This is a genomic window from Kitasatospora sp. NPDC005856 (genome assembly GCF_040629945.1).
GTDB lineage: Bacteria > Actinomycetota > Actinomycetes > Streptomycetales > Streptomycetaceae > Kitasatospora.
On record NZ_JBEXWT010000026.1, the window covers coordinates 34,255 to 58,470 of the forward strand.

Sequence of the window (24,216 nt, forward strand, 5' to 3'; positions counted from 1 at the left end):
GGTGACCCGGATCGACGCCCACGGCGGCATCCGCTGGCACTGGACCACCCCCAGGGCCCAGGACATCCTGCGCCGCCGAGCCCTGCCCGAGATCCTCCAGCTCTACCGCGAACTCCACGGGCTGCCGCAGCAGGAACTCGCCGACGTCCTCGGCTACTCCACCAGCTACGTCTCCCGCATCGAGACCGGCTCGCGCACCATCACCGACCTGGGCACCCTGCGCCACATCGCCGAACGCCTCGGCCTCCCGCCGCACTGCCTCGGTATCACCGACGACGCGGACGGAGACCACCAACTCGTGATCCAGCTCGCCGAATCCGTGCTGCGCCTGGCCGAGATCGCCCGCCAGTCCGGCCAGGCCACTACTGCCGTCGCGGAACTGTGGCCGCTGGTAGCCCGCCTGGAGGCCCGCACCATCGACGGCCACGCCGACCTCGACACCTTGCGCCTGCTCGCCCGGGCCCGCGTCGGCCTCGGCGTCGCCCTCGGCCACGTCCTGCCGGAGGAGCGCCTGGCCACCGCCGCCCGCTGGACCGGCAAGGGCCTGAACGTCGCCCGGCGCCTGGGCGACCCCGGCCTGCACGCCAACGCTCTGCGCCACCACGGCAACGAGCTCCGCAAAGCAGGGTTGCACCTGCGGGCGCTGGACCGGCTCGGGCAGGCCCGTGACACCGCCCGCACCGCCACGGAACGCGCCGAGGCGGTCGTCCTGCTCGCCCGCGCCGCCGGGGCCGCGGGCAACACCGTCGTCTTCGACACCGCGATCGAGGAGGGTCACCGTCTCCTGGACGAGGCGGCGCCCACCGCCCTGTTCTCCGAGTTCACCCTCCACGAGGTCCGCCTCCGGGGTCTCATGAGCACGGGCCGGGTCGCGGAGGCCGTCCGGCAGCTCGACCGCGCGTCCGTCGCCGGACTCGCGGCGACCTCCCAGTGGCGGATCATCGCGGCGATCACCGCGGGCGAGGTGCTGCTGAGGAAGGGGGATTCCACCGGAGCGGCGCAGCAGCTCGGCGCGGCGGTCGACGGGGCGACCATCCACCACCTGCCGCACCAGCTCCAGCGCGTCCTGCGGGCCGGCCGTAGCCTGCCCGAGGTCCGGGAGCGCGCGGGCGACGCCTTGGCGCGGTTGCGGGCCGAGATAGCGGCCTGATCTCCGGCCCGGCAGTGAGGCAGCGATGTACACGGCGGATTTCACATCCCTGAGCTCTGGGCTGAACCATCTGGGACGGTGTGGTGGGGCGCCGCTGAGCGTGTGGAGCGGCGCCCCACGTTGATCACTGGCCGGAGGCGGTCCAGATCGGGATGTCCTTGGCGGCCGGAGCCGTCCAGATCGGCGCATTGGGATCGGCGACCTGGGCGGATGTGGCGGGGGTGCTCGGCGCGCAGAACGTGAGGATCGCGGCTGCGGTCATGGTACGCAGGAGCATTTTTCTTCCTGGAAGTGAGGGAAGGGTGGGTGATGTCCCGGCAGGATGAGGTGTCGGATCGCGTTCGGGCGCCGGGTGGGCGGTGGGGGCAGCGAAGGGAGTTCACTCGGGCAGCAGCGCGAGCAGCCGGCTCTGCAGGCGTTCCACGTCGCGGCTGCTGCCCAGGTTCCGGTACTGGTCCTGGCTGGCGGCGTACCAGCTGGCGGCGAGTGCAGGCAGGTTGCCGCGTTCGGCGGCCTGTCCGAGGAACTCGACGCCGTAGGCCGCCCAGTGGCGGTGGCCGAGGCGCATGAACTCCTGCACGGCGGTGTTGATGGTGCCCGCCGCGATGTTGTGCTCGCCGGCCAGGGACTGGGCCTCGCCCAGGAAGACCTTCGCCCGGGCCACGTTCAGCGGGTCGGGCGGGGTGAGCGATTCGAGGTCGGCGACGGCCTGCTGGAGCAGCGGGATGCCGAGGTCGGTGTTGCCCTGGCGGGCGGCGGCAGAGCCGAGGAGGATCCCGGTGAGGCCGGCGCCGCGCCGGTCGTCGAGGTCGGCGTAGAGCTCGATGGCGCGGGTGAGTTCGGGATCGGCGACGGCATACCGCTCGGCCTCGTACAGGGTGGCGCCGATGCCGGCGGTGCACTGGGCGATGCGGACGGGGGCCTGGTCCTCGATGGCGAGGGTTCGGCCTTCCTCGTAGAACCGGAGAGCGTCCTCGTGTTCGCCGGTGCGTTTGTGCGAGATGGCCAGGGTGGTGGTCATCTCGTAGACGGCCAGGGCGTGGCCCCAGATCCGGGCGGAGTCGAGGCCCAGCCGGTGGCAGGTGAGGCTTAGGTCGGTTCGCCGGGTGAGCACGGTGACGGCTGCCGCACGGGTGCGGATGCCGCGACGGGAGAGCGCACGGACGACTCGTCCCTCGACCGTGCGGGCCGTGCGCAGGCTCAGGGCGACGGCATTCGCCCCGGCCTCGCTCAGCGCCCCGGCACAGATCAGCGCGGCTACTGCCCGCCCCGCCTGATCCAACTCGGAGACGGGGTCAGGCAGATCGGCGCGCAGCCGCTCGGTGCTGATCGCCTTCGCCGTGATCAGACGGACGACCAGGAGTGCGTCGTCCACGGCGCCGACGCGCCGGCGCAAGTCGGCCAGGCGGGGCCGGACCAGGTAAACGTCGGTGCCACGGCCCACAGTCATCACCCTCGGCCCGAGGCGCCGGTGCAGCCGGTCGGCGAGTTCCCAACCGGGCTGGGCGACCCACAGCACCACGGTGTCGCTCCGCCTGGCGAGGGCCTCCATCTGGTCCAGCGCCTCCGCCTGATTCCAGAAGGCCGGTGGCGCCGCATCCACGGCGGTGATCAGCGTGGCTGGGCTCATCCCTTCGCCGAGCGTGCGGAAGCGCCAACCAGGCGGCGAAGTCTCGTGACAGGAGCTGTCCGGGCAGAGGTCCACCACAAGGACCTCTCCGCCGCCGTCGTAGCCGATGGAGTCCCCCTTCGGAGCCTCGGCGAGGATCCACCCGGGATCGCGGCTGACGAGCGCGCAGGTGAGCGCGGCGGCAGCCATGGTGGTCGAATGGCTGCCCGCGACGGCGACGGTGACCGGCGCCGTCCCGGCCAGCAGCTCGACGGCTCGGCCGTGGCCCAGTACGGGAAGGCCTCGGCCGACGGCGTGGTCGAGGAGGTCGTGGATCACGGTGTTGTCCCCGCCCCAGATCAGCGGGGTCTTCACGGGGCCGGCCGACCGGAGACCAACACCGCACCGTTCGAGCGTTCCGAGCAGGTCGGGGCGCGGATCGAGGGGCGACGTCGAGACCGTCACCCGAGCGTGGCGCCGTGCCAGGTAGGAAGCCAGGCCGGCCATGCCGGGGCTGCAGGGGTCGAGGGATGTGGGCGGCGGAGAGGAGCCCGGGCAGCGGCAGGGGCCGCAGGGGCCTGTCGGCGCCGGGCACGGAGGCGGTCGCGGTCATGCCGCCTCCGGCAGTGCGTTCAGGGTGGCCATCGCGGCCGCCCAGTGGTCCGCTTCGTTGCGGTCGACACCGGGGGAGACCCCGAGGAGTAGTCCTTCGGGGCTGACGTGGATGGCGGCCAGGACGCCGGCGGTGTCGGTCAGGTCGTTGGCGATGGTGCTGGGAACGCTCGGGTTCATGGCAGGACTCCGCAGATGAGCGGGTGAGTTCGAGCCGACCGATTCAGCATCCGAACCGGCGGGGAATCAGAATGCCTCCGAGGTGGGGGACATGTTCAGATCCGAGGTGGACGTCTTGGGACGTCCTCGGTATCGTCCTGGTACCTCAATACGTCCCAAGACGTCCCTCATCGGGGGAGCAGCATGGCGAACGAACGCCTTCGGTCAGCACTGGTCGTCCGAGGGGTGACCGAGCAGGAGCTGGCGAAGCGCTGCGGTGTCGACTCCAAGACGGTGGAGCGTTGGATTCTCAGGAACCGCGAACCGTACCGGAGACACCGCCAGGCGGTGGCGGCGAAGCTGCAGATCGACGAGGACTACCTCTGGCCGGACGCGAAGCCCGAGACCCAACGGCTGGACCAGGCCGATGCCGAAATCGTCCACGTCTATCCTCACCGCTCCTCCGTGCCACCGGAGTTGTGGGTTCAGCTCGCCGAGCGGGCCGCGAGTGACATCGGGATACTGGTCCATGCCGGCGTTCATCTGGCGGAGAACCCGCGGTGGCACCGGGCGCTCACCGGGCGGGCGCGGGCAGGGGTCCGCATCCGACTGCTGCTCGGTGACCCGGAGAGCTCGGAGATCGCGCGGCGGGGCAAGGAGGAGGAGATCGGCGAGGGCGTCGCGTACAAGGTGCGCGAGGTCATCAAACTCTACCGTCCGCTCTACAGCACGCCCGGCATCGAGTTCCGGGCACACCGGTCGACGCTGCACAACTCCCTGTACTGGTTCGACGACGAGATGCTGGTCAACACCCAGATCTACGGGGTGAGCGCACCGCTGACCCCGGTGCTCCACCTGCGCCACGTCGCCGGCGCCCGGCTGGTCTCGACTTACCAGGAGAGTTTCGAGAAGGTCTGGGCCAGTGCTGTTCCGCTACCGAGGCAGGCGCCATGAGCCGTACCGACTACTTCGACGATCCGGACGCCCCGAAGGCGCAGCGGATCGTGCCTGCCGTCACCGCCTTCGTGGTGAACGATCGCGGCGAACTCCTGCTGGAGCGGCGTTCCGACAACGGCCGCTGGGGGATGCCGGGTGGGGTTGTCGAGATCGGCGAGAACCTTCCCGGGGCCGTCGTGCGCGAGGTACGCGAGGAGACCGGTATCGAGGTCGAGGTCACCGGCCTCGTCGGCACCTACAGCGACCCCGGCCACGTGATCGAGTTCTCCGGCGGGGAGGTGCGCCAGGAGTTCTCCCTGTGCTTCCGCGCACGGCCGATGGGCGGCCAGCTCACCGCCAGCTCCGAGTCCTTCGAGGTCCGCTGGGTACCACGGGAGGAACTGGAGGAGCTGGACATCGCCCCGACGACGAGACTTCGGCTCAACCACGGCTTCCGGAACGAGGAAGCCCCCCACCTCGGTTGAGCGCTCAGACGCCGTCGGAGTCCGCCAGCTGCTTCGTGGCCCGGTCGACCATGTCGAGCAGCGCCGGACGCGCGGCGGAGACGGCGCGGTGGACGACGTGGCCGGTGCCGTACCGGCGAAGAACCTCGTTGAGCCGGAGCACGAAAGGGCGGCCGGAGCAACGCAGCTCCAGCCGCCCTTCCTCGTTCCGTCAGGACTCCTCGACCGCCCGCCGGATCAGCGGCACCGCCTTCTCCACGTCCGCCGACGACGCGATCCGCACCTCCAGGTTCCCCGTCCCCAAGTGCCCGACGCCGCACACGTTCCGCGTGCAGCCCTCCTTCAGCTCCACCGTGCCCGGGTCCAGCCGCAGGTAGAGGAGGATCGCTTGCTGTGATGTACGGAAGATGGCGGAGCCGACATTCTTGATCCGGCGGAAGGCGATGTAGACCCTTGCTGGCACGACCCGCACTTCGCCTGACGCCGTCATCGTCTCTTCCAGCTCGTCGTAGAGCGCGCGCCGGCTGTCGGGAACAGTTATTGACTTCGGCTTGTCAAGGTGATGTTGGGGTGTCGAGGGTCAAGCCGGTGCCGGCTATGAAGCGGTCGAGGAGGTCGGGTCGGTACTGCAGGCGTTGAGCCGGTTGCGGACGAGGGCCTCGAGTCGGTCGAGGGCGACCACGGCGAGGTTGGCCAGGCTGCGCTTGATGTGCGCCCAGACCCACTCCTGCGGGTTGGGCAGAGGGGTCGCGGGGGTCACGGCGGAGGACTTTGGTGGGGAACGCGGCAGGTCTCGCCGCCGCGCTCCCCGGCCGGTGAGATCGCAGGTCAGCGGGTGCGCCCGCGCGGCTTGAGGGGGATGCCGGGGAGCTCCGGGGCGGGGAGGCGGTCGCCCGGGTAGCCCTGGACGGCGCCGAAGCGGTCGGAGGCGGCCTGCCACTCCTCGCGGGCTCGGGCGATGTCCTCGTGGGACCGCCCGATGAAGTTCCACCACATGACGATCTGCTCCTCGAACGGCGTGCCGCCGAGCAGCACCAGCCGGGCGTCGGCTTCGCTGGTGTTGGTCAGGGTGAGGGTGCGGTGGCCGGGGGCGACGTAGCCGAGTTCGGCGGGGCGCAGCGGGGCGTCGAGGAGGCGGACCTCGCCGCTGTCGACCAGGAGGCCGTGCTCGAAGGCGGGGTCGACGGTGAGGGTGACGGTGGCGTGCGGGCGCAGGGTCAGTTCGGCGCCGAGCAGCGGGGTGAAGGTGGGGACGGGGGAGGTGTCGCCGGCGAGGGTGCCGAGGAAGACGCGTGCCTCGCCGCCGTCGAGGGTGACCGGGGCGGGGGCGTGGTGGCGGAAGTCGCGCCCGGTGTGCCGGTGCTCCTCGGGCAGGGCGACCCACAGCTGCACGCCGTGCAGGACGGTGGTGGCCGGGGTGGAGACCTCGGAGTGGGCGATGCCGTGGCCGGAGGTCATCAGGTTGACCTCGCCCGGTCGGACGTACGCGTGCACGCCGAGGCTGTCGCGGTGCTCGATCTCGCCGGTGAACAGCCAGCTAACGGTCTGCAGCCCGGTGTGCGGGTGCGGGGCGACGTCCATGCCGCCGGTGGTCGCCACGTCGTCGGGCCCGTAGTGGTCGACGAAGCACCAGGCGCCGATCATGGTGCGGGAGCGCTGCGGCAGGGTGCGGCGCACGGTCATGGCGCGCGGGCCGCCGAGCGGTACGTCCCGGGCGGGCAGGACCTCCACCCGCGGGTCGGCGGCGGGCGTCTCGACGAGGTCGGTCTCGGCGGTGCTCACGGGGGGTCCCTCCCGGGTGGTAACTAGTTCTAGATTCAACTATCATGCCATGGCAGAGTGGCGGGCGACAGTGTGACCAGCCTAAGGAGTCCAGGTGAGTGATGTGACGGTGGTCCCGGCGGACCGGCGGGTGTTCGTCGACAAGCAGAGCCCCCAGGCGTACAAGGCGCTGCTGGCCGCCGCCGAGGCGGCGCGCGAGGTCGCGGCCGAGGCCGGGCTGGACCGCCGACTGATCGAGCTGGTCAACCTCCGCGTCTCGCAGATCAACGGCTGCGCCTACTGCCTCCACGTCCACACCCGGGCCGCGATCCGCGAGGGCGAGACCACCCAGCGCCTCGGCGTGCTCCCGGCCTGGCGCGACACCGAGGTGTTCGGCGACCGGGAGCGGGCCGCGCTCGGGCTGGCCGAGGCGACCACCTCCCCGGCGGACGCGGCGCTCCAGGAGGCCGCCTACGGCGTGGCGCGCGAGGTGCTGAGCGACGAGGAGATCTCCGCGGTGGTCTGGGTCTCGATCACCATCAACTCCTTCAACCGGGTGTCCATCCTGAGCAAGCACCCGGTCCGCCCGGCTCCGGCCCGGTAGCCCGGCCCGGCAGCCCGGCCCGGTAGTCCGGGCCCGACGGAGGGTCTCCGCCTTCCGGCGGAGGCCCTCCGTTGGCAGGTGTACGGCCGCCTCCTCCCGGCGGGGGATGACCGACCGTCAGCGATCCGGCGAGGCTGGGCGGCGAGGGCGGGGAGCTGCCCGCCGACGGCGAAGGTGGGGTCGCATGGCACGTCGTACGGTTGTTTCCGCTGTGTCCGCGCTGGTGGGGGCGGTCTGTCTGGCACTGGCGGCGCCGGTAGTCCCGGCAGGGGCGGCCGAGGCCGCCGACGCGCGGCCGGGCACCGGTGATCCGCGGGCGGCGGCCCTGCGGGCGCTCACCGACGCCGGCGCCGTCGGGGCGATCGCCGAGGTCAGGGACGGGAACGGCGCCTGGCGCGGGGCGTCCGGCGTCTCCGACCTGGCCACCGGCGCGCCGCTGCGCACCGACGGGCGGTTCCGGGTCGGCAGCGTCACCAAGACGTTCACCGCCACCACGGTGCTCCAGCTGGTCGGGGAGGGGTGGATCGGCCTGGACGACCCGGTCGAGCGGTACCTGCCCGGGCTGGTCCCGAACGGCGGGCACATCACCGTCCGTCAGCTGCTCAGCCACCGCTCCGGCCTCTGGGACTCCACCAACGAGAAGGGCGGGGTCTTCCCCGACTGGACGGACCCGGCGGACATCCGGAACTGGCTGGACCAGGGCGGCCTCACCCGGCACATCACCCCGGCCCAGGTGGTGGCCTCCTCGGTGGCGCACGCGCCCGGCTTCCCGCCGGGCACCGGGTACGGCTACTCCAACGTCAACTACACCCTGCTCGGCATGATCATCGAGAAGGTGACCGGGCACGGCTACGCCCAGGAGATCACCGCGCGCATCCTGCGCCCGCTCGGTCTCACCGGCACGTACTTCCCGGGCACGGCCACCGGCATCCGGGGCCCGCACGCGCACGGCTACTGGACGGTCGTCGAAGGCCCCGACCCGGAGGACCGCAGCGACCGGGACGTGACGGTGGCGAGCGTCACCTGGGCGAACTCGGCCGGCGAGCTGATCTCCACCCTGGGTGACCTGAACCGCTTCGACAAGGCACTGCTGGGCGGCCGGCTGCTGCCGCCGGCCCTGCTCAAGGAGATGGCCGCGACCGTCCCGATCGAGGTCGAGGGCCAGCCGACCGCGCTGGGCTACGGGCTCGGGCTCGCCAGCTGGCAGCTCTCCTGCGGTCCGGTCTACGGGCACAACGGCTCGGTGCCCGGGTACAGCACCCAGCTGTGGACCTCGGGCGACCGACAGGTGTCGCTGTCCGTCACCCCGCGCGGCGACGAGGCGCAGTTCGTCGCGCAGATGCAGGCGGAGGCCGGCTTCCTGGAGCAGGCCTTCTGCGGCACCGGGCCGGCAGCGGGTGCGGCGGGTGCGGCAGGCGCGACTGGCTCGGCGGCGCAGGGGCCGTCCGCCGTGGTGCCGAAGCTGGGCTGACCGGTCTGCTGTTCGGCCGCTCCACCGCTCCGGCCGCTCCACCGCTCCGGCCGCCCGCGCGGGTCCAGGACCGCGCGGGCGGGTCGGAGCCCGCGTCGCCGGCGCCGGTGTTCCGGGGCGCACCGGCGGGGGTTCGGATCGGTCGAGGCTAGAGGACCCGGACCTGCGGCGGGTTGCCGGTGGACACGGAGATCGTTCCGCCCTGGACCTGGAGACCGGCGCCGCTGACCAGCATCCCGCCGGCTTCCTTGGTCATCGAGACGGAGTACTTGCCGTTGAGGACCAGGACGCCGTCCTCGAATCGCGCGCCCCGCTTGAATTCATTGGCCCCGGTGAAGACGATCGCATCCGGCCGGGTACTCAACAGCGTCCCACCCTCGTGGGCGAGTTTCATGCCTCCCCGGACGGACAGGAGGCCCTTCACCAGTCCTCGGCCGGTGACCAGCTCGCCGAGTTCGGCCTTCTCGGCCCTGAGGACGCCCGACTCGTTCCGGCCGTCGCGGAAGATCCGGACGCCGTCCTTCGGGAAGTCGATCCAGCCGTCCCCGGGGTCGCGTCCCTGGACCCACTTGGTGTTGACGCCGTCGACGTCGGCCTTGTCCGCGTGGACGGTGCCCCAGGTGTCGGTGCCGTTCGCGCGGATGTCGACGCCGTTCTGGGGGAACCCGATCCAGCCCTTGCCGCCGTCGCGGTCGCCGACCCACGTGGTGTTGAGGCCGGTGAGGTCGGCCTTGTCGGCCTTGACGGTGCCCCAGTTCTTTCCCGTGCCGTGGAAGACGTTCAGGCCCGTCTGCGGGAACTCGATCCAGCCGTCGCTGTCGTTCCGGCCCTGCACCCACGCGGTCTTCACGCCGTCGACGTCGGCCTTGTCCGCGTGGACGGTGCCCCAGGTGTCGGTGCCGTTCGCGCGGATGTCGACGCCGTTCTGGGGGAACCCGATCCAGCCCTTGCCGCCGTCGCGGTCGCCGACCCACGTGGTGTTGAGACCGTTGAGGTCGGCCTTGTCGGCGGTGAGCGTGCCCAGGGATCCGCTCCTGTCCTTGTGGAGGCTCGCCCCCGACGGAGTGAACTCGATCCAGCCCGCGTCCGCGTCGCGGCTGCCGGCCCACGTGGTGTTGATGCCCTGGACGTCGGCCCGGGCGGCCGTGACGACGCCCGGGACGCTGGTGGGGCCGTGGTACACGTTGATGCCGCTGTCCGGGAAGGTGATCCAGCCGTTGTCGTCGGTCCGCCCCTGGACCAACCTGGTGATCACCTTGTCGACGTCGGCCTTGCCGGCCTTCACCCGCCCCGGGTCGGCCTGCGGGTCGGCCTGGACGTCGATGCCGTCCTCGATGAAGACGACGCGGCCCTTGCGCTCCAGCCCCTCGACCCACGGGGTACGCGTCCCGCCGCCGAACTCGGGAACGAGCGCGTGCACGGTGGTGGTGAGGAAGTACCCCCGCTGCTGCTCCCCGCCCCCGGGCTTCTTGGCGACCAGGGTGTACGTGGTGCCGCGCTTCGGAGCGGAGGTGGGCCAGGAGTACTCGGCGTGAGCCGCCGAACCGCCCTTGGCCGCCGGTTCGTGGCGCACCTCCGCGCCGGTCCCGTCGAGGATCAGGTAGTCGAGGTCGTCGGGCCCGTCCCACTTCAGGACGAGGCGTTCCTTCTCCCCGTCCAGCAGGGACTTCTCGGCGCGGAAGTTGCGCGGCACCCTCGGCGTCTGCTTCGGGATCCCGAGGGTCGTGGTGGAGGGGGCGGCCGTGATCGGCCTCTTGTCGTCGCCCTCGCCGGCCCTCTCGTTGATGTCCAGGAGCACCAGGCCCGCGCCCTCGGAGACCGGGACGTTCTCCAGCTTCAGGACCAGGCCCTCCCGGCTGTCCAGGATCGTGTACTTCTGCTTGATGCCCGGCGGCGGCACGAACGTGGCCCGGAAGTGGCTGTTGTCGCCGTCCCACGCGAAGGTCAGGGCGTCGTCGCGCGGCCCCGGCCTGGTCCGCTCGATACTCGTGATGACGGCGGAGGGATCGTCCGTCAGGTCCGAGGAGAGGGGTGTGAGCGGGAACTCCACGTCGATGGATTCCAGGTGAACCGGGGAGCGGTGGGTGTTGGTGGCGATGATGTGGACGGTCGCCAGGGACGGTTCGCCGGGGAGTGATGCCTGGAGCGATGTCGGGTCCGTGATGATCTGGTAGTTCAGCAAGGACGGCACGGTGCGGACTCCCTACCTCGGTGGCTCACGCGATGCGGGCGGACGGCGGAACGGGTGCCAACAGCTCCATCGACGGTAAGCACCGTCCCGCCGCCCGGGGGTCGCGAACCCGCGGAGCTGGCCCGGAACAGGCCCTCCCCTGGCCGGAACGGCCTCGAAGGGATGAACTCCATGGCCTTGGGCGAGGGTCGTCGGGCCCGGTTCTGCTGTGTCGGCTGAAGCGGGCCGTGCCCGCGTCCCCGTCCGCGTCCGGGCTCGGGCTTCCGGGGGTTTCCGCTCGGCGGCTCGGATGCGTACGGTGATCCACACACGGCACGGGAGAGGGGCGCACGCCATGACGGGGACGGAACGGGGACCGGATACGGTGCTGACCACCGAACGGCTGACGATGCGTCAGTGGACCATGTCCACGGCCGACCAGGAGCGCGCGTTCGACATCTACTCGCGCTGGGAGGTCGCCCGGTGGCTCGGCCGGACCCCGCGGGCCATGGCCGAACCCGAGGAGGTCCGGGCCTTCGTCGAGCGCTGCCGCAAGCGCTCCGCCGACCCGCGCTACGGCGCCTGGGCGATCGAACGGCGTGACACCGGGGTGGTCGCCGGTACGGTCCTGCTGGTGCCGCTGCCGGACGGGGACGGCGAAGTCGAGGTCGGCTGGCACCTCCACCCTGACAGCTGGGGGCAGGGCATCGCCACCGAGGCCGCCCGGGCTGCCCTGGCCAAGGGCTTCGCCGACGGCCTGACCGAGATCCGCGCCGTGCTGGCCCCGGACAACGCCCGGTCGGCGGCGGTCTGCCGTCGCCTGGGGATGACCAGCGCCGGGCTGACCGACCGGTGGTACGGGCGGCAGCTCGCGGAGTTCCGCATCGGTCCGGATCAGGGGGCGCAGGCGTGACGGCGGTGACGGGCATGACGGCGGTGACGGGCGTGACGGCGGTGACGGGCATGACGGGCACGACGGACGTGGTGGGTATGACTGATGTGACGCTCAACCTCTGGCGCCGGCCGCTCGACGAGGTGCCGGCCGAGGTGTGGGACCGCACCGAGCTGACGGTGCTCATCCTCGCCGAGACCGGCATTCGCGAACTCCCGTCCGGCATCGGCCGGTTGCGCGAGCTGCGCACCCTCGACCTCGGGCACAACGCACTGACCGACCTGCCCGCCGAGCTCTGCGACCTCACCGGGCTCGCGGACTTCCTCTACCTGCACGACAACGCGCTGACCGCTCTGCCCGAGGCGATCGGGCGGCTCACCGCGCTGCGCTACCTCAACGTCGGCGAGAACCGGCTCACCGAACTCCCTTCCGGCATCGGGGAATTGTCCTCGCTGATCGAGCTGCGCGCGCAGCACAACCGGCTGACCGCCCTGCCGGAGTCGATCGGCGCAATCGGTGATCTGCGCGAACTCTGGCTGCGCGGCAACGAGTTGACCGGCCTGCCGGAGTCGTTCGGCCGGCTCGCCGAGCTGCGCGAGCTGGAGCTCCGGGAGAACGTCCTCGCCGAAGTCCCGGCCGTGCTCGCGGGACTTCCGCAGCTGCGCCGCCTCGACCTGCGCGGCAACCGGATCGCCGAACTGCCCGACTGGCTGACCGATCCGGGCGCGCTGCCCGCGCTGGAGAAGCTGGACCTGCGGTGGAACGAGGTGCGGCCGTCCGGCCGGCTGCTGGAGTCGCTCGCCGCGCGCGGGTGCGTCGTGCTCTTCTGAACCACCGGGCTCCGAACCGGAAAATGATCACCATCGGCAGTGCGGAGCTGATACCGTGGAACGCATGAAGCGCGCTGCACTCGTCACGACGACGCCGGAGAGAGTCCCGGCGCGCTGACTGCTGACCTAGTCCGAAGCCCCGGGGCGAGTGCCCCGGGGCTTCGCCGTTTCCGGACCCACTCGCCCGCACACCCGAGTGGAGACCACCGCCATGCACGACCGCCTGATGCACGATCGCCCGGCGCACGACCGTCCGATGCAGGACCACCCGGCGCACGACCACCGCAAGCTCGGCCGCGAACTCGACCTGTTCGACACCGACCCGCTGATGGGCTCCGGCCTGCCGTACTGGCTGCCCGACGGCGCCGCGATCCGGCACTCCCTGGAGGAGTTCATCCGCGACCGCGAGCGCAGGGCCGGCTACCGCCACGTCTACTCCCCGGTGCTCGGCAAGCGTGAGCTGTACGAGATCTCCGGGCACTGGGCGCACTACCGCGAGGACATGTTCCCACCCATACAACTGGGTGCCGAGGAGATGGTGCTGCGCCCCAGCCTCTGTCCCCATCATGCGCTGATCTACCGCTCACGCTCCCACAGTTACCGGGAACTGCCGCTGCGCATGGCGGAGTTGGGCGGCATGTACCGCTCCGAGCTGTCCGGGGTGCTGGGCGGGCTGACCAGGGTCCGGGCGATCCAGCTGAACGACGCCCACGTGTTCTGCACCCCGGAGCAGGCGGCCGACGAGGCCGTCGCCGCACTGGATTTGATCCGCGAGGCGCACCGGGCGCTGGGTGTCGTCCCCGTCCGCTACCGCCTCTCGCTGCCCGGCGCGGGCGGCAAGTACGTGGCGGATCCGGACCTCTGGGAGCGCGCCGTCGCACTGCTCACCGGGGTGCTGGAGCGCTCGGGGGTGCCGTTCGAGGCGGCGGAGGGGGAGGCCGCGTTCTACGGGCCCAAGATCGACGTGCAGATCGCCGACGGCGCCGGGCGCGAGTTCACCCTCTCCACCGTGCAGATCGACTTCCACCAGCCCGAGCGGTTCGACCTGCACTACATCGGCGCGGACGGCGCCAAGCACCGCCCGGTGATGGTGCACCGCAGCGTGATCGGCAGCGTCGAGCGGGTGGTCGCCCACCTGATCGAGCTGTACGGCGGCGCGTTCCCGGCCTGGCTCGCGCCCGTCCAGGTGGTGCTGCTGCCCGTTGCCGAGGCCGAACTGCCGCAGGCCGAACGGTTCCGGCAGCGCTGCCTGGACCTCGGGCTGCGCGCCGAGGTCGCCGGGCCCGAACACGGCAGCCTCGGTGCCCGGATCCGCGAGGCCCGGCTGGTGCCGTACCAGGCGGTGATCGGGGCGAAGGAGGCCGTGGACGACCGCGTCGCGCTGCGGTTGCGGGACGGCCGACGGCTGGAGCCGATGCCGGGCGAGGAGGCATGGGCGCGGATCGGCGCGCTGGTGGCGGCGTGCGAAGCGGAGCTGTGGGTGGAGGGCGACTCCCGGCGGCCGTAGGGCCTGACGTCGGACTCCGCTCGCGGGGCCGTCGGACACCGCGCCCGTGGCATACGTACTACTAGTGCGGTGCGCGGTGTGTCGGCCGGGCCACCGATGGCGGCCGCCCGTCGAATGGGCCGGGCGGCCGAGTCCGCGGCCGCCGCTGTCCCCACCCGTACGGAGGTACCCCCGATGCGCATTCCACGCGGCTTCGCCGTTCCCGCCCTGGCCGGCTGTCTCGCCCTCGCCGGGGCGGTGGCCGCCACCCCGGCAGGCTCGACCGAACTCCGCCCGCTGCCCAGCCCCGCCGTCCAGTACTGCGCCGCGGTGCTCGGGCACGTCCCGGGCGCCGACGCGGCCACGCAGGCCCTCGGGCGGGCCTGCTCCTCGGACTTCCGGGCCGATCAACTCGCGCAGGCCGGGGCCGGATTCGAGGCCTCCGGACTGGCGGGCCGCCCCTCGCTGCCGAGGGAGTAGGCCAGGGCACGGCAGGCCGGGCCTGACCAGGTCAGGGCAGGGCGGGCCGGGGCGCCGACCGCACCGGCCGACCGCACCGGCCGACCGCACCGGCCGACCGCGCCTCGCGAGGCGAAGGCTCCGTGGGGCGCGGTCGGTCAGTAGGACTGGAGCTCGATCACCCGGCCGTCCGGGTCGCGCAGATGGGCGCTGCGCAGGGTGGGGCCCCACTCCGGACGGTCGGTCGGCGGCGTGACGGGGGTGGCGCCGTGGCGCAGGCAGAGGTCGAGTGCGCCGTCCACGTCGTCCACCCGGAGGACCAGCATCGCGGCGTCCTGCGAGGGCGCGGCGGGGTGGGCGGGCAGTTCGGCGGTTCCGAGGGTGGCGGCCATCGCCGAGCGGTCGAAGAGGGCCAGGAAGGTGCGGTCGGCGAGGTCCCAGCTGGCGTACGGGCCCTCGGGGGTGCCCTTGGCCGGGGCGGCGCCGGTGAGCGGCGGGAGGACCGCCCGGTAGAAGTCGAAACACTCGGCGAAGCGGGTGACGAGCAGGCGGGGATACAGGGCGTCCACGGGCGAGCTCCTGGCAGGGGCGGAGGGGACGAAGGGGGCGGCTCGGTGGGTTCGGCGTTCCCCCAATTGATGGGCTGGCACCCACTATAGGGAGACACCCTAGACTTCCGCCATGGCCTCCGAGAATCCGCACCCCGCCGTCGAACTCCCCCCGACCCTGCTGGACCTCAGCACCTACCTGCTCTCCCGGGTCGGCAAGGCGGCGCGCGGCCGGTTCTCCGAGCGGCTGGCCGAACGCGGCCTGCGGCTCTGGGACATGGCAGTGCTGGCCGCGCTCGCCGACTTCGGCCCGCAGGCTCAGCGGGACCTGGTGCGGCGGCTCGCCATCGACCCGAGCGACCTTGCCAAGGTCGCCGACCAGCTCGCCGCCGCCGGGTACGTCGAGCGTGCCCGGGACCAGGCCGACCGGCGGCGGGTCTCGGTCTCGGTCACCGACGCCGGGCGGGCGCTCCTCGCCGAACTGCAGGCGCAGGCGCGGGTGGTGCAGGACGAGGTGCTCGCGCCGCTGGACGCGGGGGAGCGGCAGGTGCTGCAGGAACTGCTGCTGCGGGTGCACCACGGGGCGGGGGAGTGGCGCGGCGGCCTGTGAGCGTGGGGCCGGCGGTCCTCCGCTGTGGGTGGCCGGGCGCCGGCGCGGTGTCAGCCGTGGGCTCGCGTGCCGTCAGGGCCCGATGACGTTGATCGTGTGGTTGAACGAGGTTTCCGGTACGAGCACCTTCTTCATGCCGAGCAGCCGGGAGTCCGTGCTCCCCGTGGTCCAGCACCAGTCGAAGGCCCGGTCCGGCATCTGGGTGAGGAAATCGCCGCCCCAGCTCAGAGTTCTGTCCTGGTTCTCCGCGAAGAAGAAGTACTTCGCCCCGTTGACCGGGCCGGAACGCACCTTCAGATCCGTGTGCGGAGTGACCATGAACCATCCGGTCTTCGACCACGGGTCGCCCTCTGACGCGCAGTCGCTGTTCGCATAGGCGTAAGCGAACCAGACGGTCTTCGACGTGCTGTTCTGGAAGTAGAGTCCCACGGTCATCCCTCCTGCGGGGTGGGGTCGTTACCGCGGCCGTCGTCGCCGACGTAATCGCTGTCCACGCCCGGACGATGGTCCTCCCCGCTGGAGACGTCCGGCGTCCGATCCATCGGGACCGCCTCGCCCTTCCGGTCCGGACCGCGTGACCGCCGGTGTTCGGCAGCCTCGTCCGCCGTCCAGGCCCGCGACAATCCTTCTGCCATGCCCGTCACCCTTCCGTCTGTTGGTGGACCGGGCGATGCTCGAGTCGCCGTTCTGCAGGAGTTCCGTAGCGCTCGTGCCGCATCGCCCCGGTTGGGGCTGCCTCGGATCGGGAGTGTTGCCGGTGGTTCCGTTTCACCAGGACCGAAGCGCCCGCCGGGTTCGCCGCTCAACCAGCATTCAAACTAGCTGCGACGCATCCCCGTCGCATCCGGGCGAGCGATCAGGGGAAATCCGACCACGAGTGCAGGACGCCGGGTTGCAGTTCCCGAGAAGTGAGAGTGGGCCTTGGAGCGGGCCACGCCGTGTTCGTGCGCGATCCGGAGCGGCCGCGTCAGCCTCCGCGTTTCGGTTGGGGCCGGCTGAGCCGGCGGACTTTCGGGGCTGTCGTGACGAGGCTGCTGTGGAGGAGTGGGTCGTGGACTGATCGCCGAAGCAGTGAAGGCGAGTGGATCGACGACGGACGACCCGACTCAGGCCGCGGGCGGGCCCGGGCGGCGGGCGCCGGCGAACTCGCCCGCCCAGCGCGGGACGTCGAGCACGTTCTCGACCCGGGCGACCAGGGTGCCCGTCCGTTCGGCGTGGATCATCGCGCCGTCGCCGACGTGGATCCCGACATGGTGCAGGGGCGCGTCGGGGCGGGAGAAGAACAGCAGGTCGCCCGGGGCGAGCGCGTCGCGCGCCACCGGGGCGCTGAGGTTGAACTGCGCGACGGTGTAGTGCCCGAGCTCGACGGTGCCGTGGCTGGCCCGGTACCAGCAGTAGAGCGACAGGCCGCTGCAGTCGAAGCCGACCGTCTTCTCGCCCAGGCACTCGCCGTTCAGCCAGCCGTTCTCCTCGTCGCAGAAGCCGAGGCTCGCGCCCAGCCGGTCGCCGCCGCCCCAGGCGTACGGCACGCCGAGCTGGCTCGCGGCCACGTCGGCGACCCGGCGGCCCAGCGCTTCCACGGGCAGCGACCGGGGCGTCTCGGGCGAGGCGTCGGGCACCGCCTGGGCGGCCGGGCCGAGCGCGGGGACGAGGCCCGCCCCGAGCGCGAGGCCGAGCATGCGGCGCCGGCGGACTCCGGAGACCTGGTCGCGGTGGGACGGTTGGGGCTCCATGGAGGTGCCTCCCGGTGCTGGAGGTGGCAGTGGCGGGCGTCCGGTGGCGCGGGGCCCGGGCGCACGCACCAGGATTCCGTTCCGGCGGGCCGGTCCGCCATCACCCGCAACGGTGAATCGCGGAGGCAGGAGTGCCAGAGCGGAAGGGAGTTCGCCGAAGCGTCAATCCTGATTGACGGCTGAGGTGTTCATCGGGCCGTGGCGGCAAGGAAGTTGACCGCCCGGCCCCTACCCTTGGGCCATGAAACAGCACATCCTCACGCTGGTCCTCGGGGGCCTTCTGCTGGGCATCGTCGCGTTCGGCGCGGGCTGGTACGCGGCGGACTCCCGGCAGACCGCTCCGGCGCCGACCTACATCACGGTCACGCCGGAGCCGGTCCCCACCGGCGTGGTCTCGCCCCCGGCCTCGGCCGGCGGCCGGTAGCGCGGTCGGTGTGCGCTCGATGGCGGGGCCGGTGGCACAGCCGGTGGGCTACTGCCTGACCGCCCAGAACCGGTCGGCCATGTTGTCGTACGCGACCGAGGCGGACAGCGACACCGCCGGCTCCTTCCAGAGCATCTGCCACTGGCCGTCGCCCGGGTCGTTGTCCACGATGACCTCCAGTCCGCGTGCGGTGTTCACCCAGCTGCTCGCCTGGTCGCGGAACCCGTAGTCGGTGAAGTAGACCGCGGCGTCCTCGTGGAAGAGGTTGAACTGGAGCCGGCGGCCGCCCCAGTTCCTGTCGGCGTAGAAGCAGTAGTAGGACGGCTCGGTGGCCGGGGTTGGGCAGTTCTTCCAGTCCGGGCTGCGGACGGTGCGGCGGCGGTGGTCGCCGCTCCACGGCGGTGCCTGCGCCTGGCCGGGCAGCGGGAGCACCATCACCGCCCCGTCGGGGTAGGTGATCTCGTTGGCGGCGGTCTGCTTGCCGCCCGTGCCCGCGGCGAGCTGGGCGTCCACCGCCTGCTGCAGTGCGTCGCGGTCGCGGTCGCCGAGGGCGGTGATGATGGCTCTCTGGTCCCCGGCCGGGCTGTGCGCGGCGGCGGCCTGTGCCCCGAGGGGAGCGGCCAGGAGTAAGAGCGCCCCGGCTGTACGGACGAGGAGTCGGCGGACTCGAGAGTGCGTCATATGCCAAACGTAGCCGTACACGTACGGCCGGTGACCTCGCTCTCGCGATCAGACGGCGCGTACGCGGCAACAGCGCGCCGGTGCGCACGCGCCCCCTGATCGGGCGAACCTACGACTCGTGGGTGGACCCACCGCGCCGGTGGGAGTCGCCGACCCGGGCGGCGGGGCCCGGCACGAGGGGTGCGACGACGTGCTCGGCCGGATTGGAGCCGTTCTCGTCGTTGTCGTCGTCCGAGTTCACCGAGGCGGTGATCGAACTCGTCGCGGAGGAGGCCAGCCCGATGATCAGGAAGAGGACGAGCAGACCGCGCGCCGCGCCGCTCAGGATCAGCGGGCGGGTGGCCGAGGCCGGGCCCTCCGGCTCGCTGCCGGGTTCGTCGCCGAACAGGCGCTTGGGATAGGCGGACGAGATCATCACCAGATAGGCGTAGAAGCGCATCCGGTAGCGCAGGATCGCGGTCGTCGCCTCGTACAGCGCTTGCGGCATCCGGCCGAGGACCAGGACCACCAGCCAGAGGATGAACGACACCGCCCACCACCCCGCGAACACCAGGCCCTGCACGATCGCCGCCGGGATGACGAGGAAGATGCGGAACAGCACGGCGAGCCGGTTCAGCTCACCCGGCCGCAGCCCGACCTGCACCGGATAGTCCGGGACCTCGAACCGGAACGGCGGGTAGCGGTCCACGGTGAGCATCAGGTACGCGGTGACCCGGATGTCGTACGGGACGAACGCGGTGAGGTAGTCCGCGGCGAAGCCCGGCAGCCGACCGAGCACCAGCGCACCGAACCAGCCGATGACGGTGATGAGGAACGCCACCACCGACAGCACCCACACCACCACGAACTGGGGGATCAGCAGCAACGCGCGCAGCAGCACCGTCCAGCGGTTCTGCGGGCCGGACGCCGGCATGTCCAGCACCGGGAGCCACTCGCGGCTGACGGGGGCGGGGGGAGCCTGCCACATCCGGGCCTCCACGGTCTCGGGACGACGGGACCCGGCGGTCGGGCGCGGCCGGGGTGCCTTCCGAAGATCGCAGCAACCCGCTCGTCCCGCGCGTCACACTGCGCCGGACGGCGCAGCCGGGCGACGGCGGCCGGTCCGAAGTGGTCCGGCGCGGTGTGGTCCGGCGTGCTCGGGCCCCGCGGGCGCCGGCCCGGCCGACCCGCCCGGTGGGGGCGGGGAGCCGGTGCCGATGACGCCGTGCGCGGGGCGCCCGGTCAGGCGATCTTCGCGCAGAGAGGCTCGGCGGAGCCGTGCTCGAAGGTCAGCGTCCGGTAGCCGGTGGCGCTGATGTCGACGGTGTAGACGCCGTCGACGGTGTAGAGGTCGCGGGGCAGGTTGCCGCCGTTCGCGCCGAAGCCGAGCAGGATCGGGCCGCGGGCGTGCCAGGTCTGGGAGTTGTCGGCGCGGTAGTCGACGACGGACCGGCCACCGGCGTCCGCGTCGTACGAGGCGCCGGTCGTCGTGTTGGTGAGCCGCAGGACGAGGGCGCCCCGGAAGGCGGCGCGCCGCACGGTGGTGCCGTCGGGCGCGTACTCCAGCACCCGCCGCTGTACCTCGTCGACGACCGCCTCCATGTGCACGGGGAAGTCGCAGCGGGAGCCGGCCGGGAGGTCGAACGTCGGCGACGGCCACGGCTCCCACCGGCCCTGACCGGTGAGGGCCCCGGAGGAGTCCGAGGAGGCGGACGGAGCGGAGGAGCCGGCCGGGCCGGACACGGCGGCGGCCGGGGTGCCCGCCAGGCCGGTCAGGGTGACGGCGGTGGCAGCTGCCAGCACGGTGGAGGCGGCGTTGAGCAGGATGCGTCGCATGATCGGTCCTCCTGGTGAGGGGTCGGGCCTTCAGGGGCCTCAGCCTGGCAGGCACCCCTGACCGGATTCTCACCACGAGCCCGGCCGCGGCCCGGCGCGCCCCCGGCGGGCGCGCTCGGGCTCCTCCCGGCGGTCCGCCGAAGGGTCAGGACGTGCCGGCGGCCGAGAGGGCACCCACGGCGAACTTGTGCGTCCGTGCGGCGGCCTCGTCGACCGGCACGTGCTTGCCGTCCGGCGGGAAGAAGTCGACGACGCTGATCGCCCCGTAGTTCGCCCAGAAGCAGGTCGTCATGGGGAAGGTGTCGCTGACGTTCTGCCGGCACTTCACCACCAACTCCTTGGTGGTGAAGGTCTTGGGCTCGCCGACCGGGTTCCGGCCGTAGCCCTTCTCCAGGTCCATGGTGTGGGAGAAGACCGCGTTCAGTGAGGCGGCGGGGTCGGCGACCTTCTCGTAAAGCGATCCTACGACCCGGGGCTCACGGGGCGTCAGCGCGGGTCGGTGCAGGGTGCGGTGGTGCTGTCGCCGTCGCTCCGCCTCCGCAGGACAAGGGCTCCGGAACCAACCCCCCGAAGGACCTCCGGAACCAACCCCCCGAAGGACCTCCGGAACCAACCCCCCGAAGGACCTCCGGAACCAACCCCCCGAAGGACCTCCGGAACCGACGACTAAGGTGGCCCGCCATGGAGTTCCGACTGCTCGGGTCGTTCGAGGCCAGCCACGAGGGTGAACCCGTCCTGGCCGGCAGCCGCCGTCAGGAGCGGTGCCTGCTGGCCGTCCTGCTGCTGGAGGACGGCCGGGTCGTCACCACCGACCGGCTGATCGACCTGCTCTGGGGCGGCAACCCGCCCGGCTCGGCCCGCGGCACCGTCCACACATACGTCGGACGGTTGCGGGCCCGGCTGCGCCCGTACGCGGTGGTGATCGAGACCCGGCATGACGGGTACGCCCTCGTTTCCGGCCAACACGGCATCGACGTACGGGAGTTCCTCGACCTGACCGCCCGGGCGGCCGCCACCGGGGACCCCGGCGAGCGGCTGCGCTGCCACGACCGGGCGCTCGCGCTCTGGCGCGGTCCGCTGCTCGCCGACGTCGTCGACGAGGAACTGCGCGGGCGCCTCGGCCGTCGGCTGGCCGAGCTGCGGCTGTCCGCCCTGGAGCAGCGGGCCGAGATCCTGCTCGCCATGGGCCGGCACGAACAGGTGCTCGCCGATCTGACCGCGCCCTCTCTGGCCGCACCTTCTCTGGCCGCACCTTCTCTGGCCGCGCGCTCGGCCGGGGCGCCGGCCATCGACGGCTCCGCGCCCGCCGGCGCCCCGTCCGGCTTCCCCGCTGACGACCTCCTGTCCCGGGAGCGCCTCGTCCTCGCTCTGATGACCGCCCTCTACCGGGCCGGCCGGCAGGTGGAGGCGCTCGCCCTCTACCGCCGCACCCGGAGCCTGCTGGTGGACGGCCTCGGCGTCGAGCCCGGCGCCGAACTCGCCGCCCTGCACGACCGCATCCTGCGGGCCGACCCCCGGCTGGACCGCCCGCCGGCGCCGCTGTACGCGGTGCGGGTCGGCGAGCAGTGGCTGCCGTGGAGCGCGGGCGGCCATCCGGCGCTGGAGTTCTGCAACACCTACGCCGGCTGGAGCGTCGACCCGGCGGTCCCGCCACTGCCCGGCTCGGACTGGCTGCGCGGCTACCCGACGCTCGCGGTCTGGGCCGGCCACCACGACCTCGCCGACGAGCGAGTGGTGGAGGCGCTGCTGCGCCGGGCGGGGGAGCGGCCCGAGGAGGCCGCCGCCGTGCTCGCCGAGGCCCGCGCCCTCCGGTCGGCCCTCCATGCGTGCCTGACCGACCCGCAGGACGGCGCCGCCTTCGCCGCGGTGGCAGCGGTGGTGCAGGAGGCGGGGAGGTCGGCGGTCTTCACCCGGGGCGAGGACGGCCTGGCGCACTGGCGGCTGCCACCGGCGGTCGGACTGCGGCTGCCGCTGTACGCCGCCGCCCGCGCGGCCGGCGAACTGCTCGCGGACCCGCGCCGGTTCACCATCCGTCGCTGCCCCAGCAACGGCTGCGGCTGGCTCTTCCTGGACGCGAGCGGCCGGCGGCGCTGGTGCAGCATGGCGACCTGTGGGACCCGTTCGGCCTCCTGAGCCGCACGGGGCGACCCGCACACGATCCGTGACCGAACCGTTACGGACCGGAGCCCGATCCGGCCCTTCCAACGCCTTGACGGCCCCATGACACTGACGGACCATCAAGCTGGCGCGCGCCTCACCTCCTCCACCGTTCCGCCTCCACGGACCCCACAGGAGGACAGTCATGCGACTGCCCCGCCGAGGGAAGCCCGCCGCGGCCACCGCCGTGCTGCTGGCCCTCGCCCTCGCCACCCCGCTCACCGCCCAGGCCGCCGCCCCCGACCGCCTGCCGGCGTCCACGCCCGTCACCGCCGACCGTGCCACGGACATCGGCATGGACTTCGGTGTCGACACCTCACGGCAGTACCGGATCGACGGTCCCCGCACCGTCGCCGAACGCACCGCCGTCGCCGCCACCGGAGCCTCCGTCGACGCCGTCCTGCCCGACGCCGTGGTGGTCACCGCCACCCCGGTCGAGGCCTTCCGGCTGCGGGCGCTCGGCTGGTCGCCCGTCGCCCTGCCCGGCCCGCGTTACGGCGCCGAACCCGGCGACGAGGCCCTGGCCGGCCCGGTGTACGACTTCCCGCAGGCCGACTCCGGCTACCACAACTACGCCGAGGCCACCGCCGACATCGACGCGGTGGTGGCCGCGCACCCGGACATCATGAGCAAGCGCGTCATCGGCACTTCCTACGAGGGCCGACCGATCGTCGCGGTGAAGATCAGCGACAACGTCGGCACCGACGAGAACGAGCCCGAGGTGCTGTTCACCGCCCACCAGCACGCCCGCGAGCACCTCACCGTCGAGATGGCGCTCTACCTGCTGCACGAGTTCGGCGACAAGTACGCCACCGACAGCCGCATCGCAGGCGCCGTCAACAGCCGCGAGATCTGGGTGATCCCCGACCTCAACCCGGACGGCGGCGAGTACGACATCGCGACCGGCCGCTACCGCAGCTGGCGCAAGGACCGCCAGCCGAACCCCGGCAGCAGCAGCGTCGGCACCGACCTCAACCGCAACTGGAACTACAAGTGGGGCTGCTGCGGCGGGTCCTCCGGCTCCCCCTCCAGCGAGACCTACCGGGGCAGCGCCCCGGAGTCGGCCAAGGAGACCAAGGTGGTCGCCGACTTCGTCCGCAGCCGGATCGTCGACGGCAAGCAGCAGATCACTGCCGCCATCGACTTCCACACCTACAGCGAACTGGTGCTCTGGCCGTTCGGCTGGACCACCGCCGACACCGCCACCGGCATGACCGCCGACGAGTACAACACCTTCGCCGCCCTCGGCCGGGGCATGGCCGCCACCAACGGCTACACCCCCGAGCAGTCGAGCGACCTCTACATCACCGACGGGACGATCGACGACTGGCTGTGGGGCGCCCAGCGGATCTTCGCCTACACCTTCGAGATGTACCCCGATGAGAGCGGCAGCGGAGGAGGCTTCTACCCGCCCGACGAGGTGATCGGCCGCGAGACCAGCCGCAACCGCGAAGCGGTCCTGCGCCTGGTGGAGACGGCCGACTGCGTCTACCGCGCGATCGGCAAGCAGCAGCAGTACTGCGGCATCCCGGCCTGACGGGGCGCCGGCGGCACGCCTCGTGCCGCGTGCCACGGCCCGACGCCGGCCGCGGGATCGATCCGCGGCCGACGTCCGCATGTCCGGGCCACCCGTCGAACGCGGGGG

At 72.3% G+C, this 24,216-nt stretch carries 27 protein-coding genes and 1 pseudogene; 13 read left to right on the top strand and 15 right to left on the bottom strand.

Annotated elements, in window-relative coordinates; translation table 11 throughout:
* The first annotated feature begins 1 nt into the window (after position 1).
* On the top strand, positions 2-1,150 hold the full coding sequence (locus ABZ449_RS17895; protein ID WP_360346605.1) for a helix-turn-helix transcriptional regulator: 1,149 nt from the start codon (positions 2-4) through the stop codon (positions 1,148-1,150).
* A 124-nt stretch (positions 1,151-1,274) separates the two neighbouring features.
* Here ABZ449_RS17895 and ABZ449_RS17900 read toward each other — a convergent pair whose 3' ends face one another.
* From ABZ449_RS17900 to ABZ449_RS17910, 3 genes are all read right to left on the bottom strand, one after another.
* Complete coding sequence (locus ABZ449_RS17900) at positions 1,275-1,427, bottom strand: hypothetical protein (protein ID WP_360346607.1); 153 nt, start codon at positions 1,425-1,427, stop codon at positions 1,275-1,277.
* Between the two features lie 102 nt (positions 1,428-1,529).
* Positions 1,530-3,134 (bottom strand): tetratricopeptide repeat protein, encoded by a 1,605-nt coding sequence (locus ABZ449_RS17905; RefSeq protein ID WP_360346609.1) that lies wholly within the window; start codon positions 3,132-3,134, stop codon positions 1,530-1,532.
* A 234-nt stretch (positions 3,135-3,368) separates the two neighbouring features.
* The gene (locus tag ABZ449_RS17910) at positions 3,369-3,551 is read right to left on the bottom strand and encodes a roadblock/LC7 domain-containing protein (protein WP_360346611.1); all 183 of its coding nucleotides are present in this window, start codon (positions 3,549-3,551) and stop codon (positions 3,369-3,371) included.
* A gap of 183 nt (positions 3,552-3,734) precedes the next feature.
* On the opposite strand from ABZ449_RS17910, the gene ABZ449_RS17915 reads away from it, so the two are divergent.
* Together ABZ449_RS17915 and ABZ449_RS17920 are read left to right on the top strand one after the other, a co-directional pair.
* On the top strand, positions 3,735-4,484 hold the full coding sequence (locus ABZ449_RS17915; RefSeq protein ID WP_360346613.1) for an XRE family transcriptional regulator: 750 nt from the start codon (positions 3,735-3,737) through the stop codon (positions 4,482-4,484).
* Positions 4,481-4,951, top strand: coding sequence for an NUDIX domain-containing protein (locus ABZ449_RS17920; protein WP_360346615.1), 471 nt, complete (start codon positions 4,481-4,483; stop codon positions 4,949-4,951). The genes ABZ449_RS17915 and ABZ449_RS17920 overlap by 4 nt, the downstream gene beginning before the upstream one ends.
* A 4-nt stretch (positions 4,952-4,955) precedes the next feature.
* On the opposite strand, the gene ABZ449_RS17925 is transcribed toward ABZ449_RS17920, so the two are convergent.
* The 4 genes and pseudogenes from ABZ449_RS17925 to ABZ449_RS17940 form a co-directional block, all read right to left on the bottom strand.
* Entirely contained in the window at positions 4,956-5,093 is a 138-nt protein-coding gene (locus ABZ449_RS17925) for a hypothetical protein (RefSeq protein WP_360346617.1), read from the bottom strand.
* A 48-nt stretch (positions 5,094-5,141) separates the two neighbouring features.
* Positions 5,142-5,471 (bottom strand): DUF5655 domain-containing protein, encoded by a 330-nt coding sequence (locus ABZ449_RS17930; protein ID WP_360346729.1) that lies wholly within the window; start codon positions 5,469-5,471, stop codon positions 5,142-5,144.
* Positions 5,472-5,484: 13 nt separating this feature from the next.
* Positions 5,485-5,690, bottom strand: a pseudogene (locus ABZ449_RS17935) (IS630 family transposase); the annotation flags it as partial.
* Between the two features lie 68 nt (positions 5,691-5,758).
* The gene (locus ABZ449_RS17940) at positions 5,759-6,712 is read right to left on the bottom strand and encodes a pirin family protein (protein WP_360346619.1); all 954 of its coding nucleotides are present in this window, start codon (positions 6,710-6,712) and stop codon (positions 5,759-5,761) included.
* Between the two features lie 94 nt (positions 6,713-6,806).
* On the opposite strand from ABZ449_RS17940, the gene ABZ449_RS17945 reads away from it, so the two are divergent.
* Positions 6,807-7,295, top strand: a complete 489-nt coding sequence (locus ABZ449_RS17945) for a carboxymuconolactone decarboxylase family protein (RefSeq protein WP_360346621.1) — start codon at positions 6,807-6,809, stop codon at positions 7,293-7,295.
* A gap of 184 nt (positions 7,296-7,479) precedes the next feature.
* On the top strand, positions 7,480-8,766 hold the full coding sequence (locus tag ABZ449_RS17950) for a serine hydrolase domain-containing protein (protein WP_360346623.1): 1,287 nt from the start codon (positions 7,480-7,482) through the stop codon (positions 8,764-8,766).
* Positions 8,767-8,914: 148 nt separating this feature from the next.
* Here ABZ449_RS17950 and ABZ449_RS17955 read toward each other — a convergent pair whose 3' ends face one another.
* Positions 8,915-10,957, bottom strand: coding sequence for a hypothetical protein (locus ABZ449_RS17955; RefSeq protein WP_360346625.1), 2,043 nt, complete (start codon positions 10,955-10,957; stop codon positions 8,915-8,917).
* 364 nt (positions 10,958-11,321) lie between these two features.
* Here ABZ449_RS17955 and ABZ449_RS17960 point away from each other — a divergent pair, with 364 nt between their 5' ends.
* From ABZ449_RS17960 to ABZ449_RS17975, 4 genes are all read left to right on the top strand, one after another.
* A complete protein-coding gene (locus tag ABZ449_RS17960; RefSeq protein WP_360346627.1) occupies positions 11,322-11,849 on the top strand; it encodes a GNAT family N-acetyltransferase in 528 nt (175 codons plus the stop codon).
* The gene (locus ABZ449_RS17965) at positions 11,846-12,658 is read left to right on the top strand and encodes a leucine-rich repeat domain-containing protein (RefSeq protein WP_360346629.1); all 813 of its coding nucleotides are present in this window, start codon (positions 11,846-11,848) and stop codon (positions 12,656-12,658) included. The genes ABZ449_RS17960 and ABZ449_RS17965 overlap by 4 nt, the downstream gene beginning before the upstream one ends.
* 226 nt (positions 12,659-12,884) lie before the next feature.
* Positions 12,885-14,165, top strand: a complete 1,281-nt coding sequence (gene thrS, locus ABZ449_RS17970) for a threonine--tRNA ligase (protein ID WP_360346731.1) — start codon at positions 12,885-12,887, stop codon at positions 14,163-14,165.
* 174 nt (positions 14,166-14,339) lie between these two features.
* On the top strand, positions 14,340-14,624 hold the full coding sequence (locus tag ABZ449_RS17975) for a hypothetical protein (protein ID WP_360346631.1): 285 nt from the start codon (positions 14,340-14,342) through the stop codon (positions 14,622-14,624).
* A gap of 137 nt (positions 14,625-14,761) precedes the next feature.
* Here the strand turns inward: ABZ449_RS17975 and ABZ449_RS17980 are convergent, their stop codons facing one another.
* The gene (locus tag ABZ449_RS17980; protein WP_360346633.1) at positions 14,762-15,172 is read right to left on the bottom strand and encodes a VOC family protein; all 411 of its coding nucleotides are present in this window, start codon (positions 15,170-15,172) and stop codon (positions 14,762-14,764) included.
* 112 nt (positions 15,173-15,284) lie between these two features.
* On the opposite strand from ABZ449_RS17980, the gene ABZ449_RS17985 reads away from it, so the two are divergent.
* Positions 15,285-15,761: a MarR family winged helix-turn-helix transcriptional regulator gene (locus ABZ449_RS17985; protein WP_360346635.1), complete on the top strand. Its 477-nt coding sequence runs from the start codon at positions 15,285-15,287 to the stop codon at positions 15,759-15,761.
* A 72-nt stretch (positions 15,762-15,833) separates the two neighbouring features.
* Here ABZ449_RS17985 and ABZ449_RS17990 read toward each other — a convergent pair whose 3' ends face one another.
* Positions 15,834-16,196, bottom strand: a complete 363-nt coding sequence (locus tag ABZ449_RS17990; RefSeq protein ID WP_360346637.1) for a DUF1036 domain-containing protein — start codon at positions 16,194-16,196, stop codon at positions 15,834-15,836.
* Between the two features lie 671 nt (positions 16,197-16,867).
* Positions 16,868-17,494, bottom strand: coding sequence for a C40 family peptidase (locus ABZ449_RS17995; RefSeq protein WP_360346639.1), 627 nt, complete (start codon positions 17,492-17,494; stop codon positions 16,868-16,870).
* Between the two features lie 241 nt (positions 17,495-17,735).
* Between ABZ449_RS17995 and ABZ449_RS18000 the strand changes: the two genes are divergently transcribed.
* Positions 17,736-17,918 carry a hypothetical protein gene (locus tag ABZ449_RS18000; protein ID WP_360346641.1) on the top strand — a complete coding sequence of 61 codons (183 nt, stop codon included), beginning with the start codon at positions 17,736-17,738 and terminating at the stop codon, positions 17,916-17,918.
* 48 nt (positions 17,919-17,966) lie between these two features.
* Here ABZ449_RS18000 and ABZ449_RS18005 read toward each other — a convergent pair whose 3' ends face one another.
* The 4 genes from ABZ449_RS18005 to ABZ449_RS18020 form a co-directional block, all read right to left on the bottom strand.
* Positions 17,967-18,599 (bottom strand): peptidase inhibitor family I36 protein, encoded by a 633-nt coding sequence (locus ABZ449_RS18005; RefSeq protein ID WP_360346643.1) that lies wholly within the window; start codon positions 18,597-18,599, stop codon positions 17,967-17,969.
* Positions 18,600-18,708: 109 nt separating this feature from the next.
* Positions 18,709-19,566 carry a DUF4389 domain-containing protein gene (locus ABZ449_RS18010; protein WP_360346645.1) on the bottom strand — a complete coding sequence of 286 codons (858 nt, stop codon included), beginning with the start codon at positions 19,564-19,566 and terminating at the stop codon, positions 18,709-18,711.
* Positions 19,567-19,820: 254 nt separating this feature from the next.
* The gene (locus ABZ449_RS18015; protein ID WP_360346647.1) at positions 19,821-20,414 is read right to left on the bottom strand and encodes a hypothetical protein; all 594 of its coding nucleotides are present in this window, start codon (positions 20,412-20,414) and stop codon (positions 19,821-19,823) included.
* A gap of 145 nt (positions 20,415-20,559) precedes the next feature.
* A complete protein-coding gene (locus ABZ449_RS18020) occupies positions 20,560-20,814 on the bottom strand; it encodes a hypothetical protein (protein WP_360346649.1) in 255 nt (84 codons plus the stop codon).
* Positions 20,815-21,095: 281 nt separating this feature from the next.
* Between ABZ449_RS18020 and ABZ449_RS18025 the strand changes: the two genes are divergently transcribed.
* Positions 21,096-22,547 carry a BTAD domain-containing putative transcriptional regulator gene (locus tag ABZ449_RS18025; RefSeq protein WP_360346651.1) on the top strand — a complete coding sequence of 484 codons (1,452 nt, stop codon included), beginning with the start codon at positions 21,096-21,098 and terminating at the stop codon, positions 22,545-22,547.
* A gap of 169 nt (positions 22,548-22,716) precedes the next feature.
* Complete coding sequence (locus tag ABZ449_RS18030; protein ID WP_360346653.1) at positions 22,717-24,108, top strand: M14 family metallopeptidase; 1,392 nt, start codon at positions 22,717-22,719, stop codon at positions 24,106-24,108.
* The last annotated feature ends 108 nt before the right edge of the window (positions 24,109-24,216 follow it).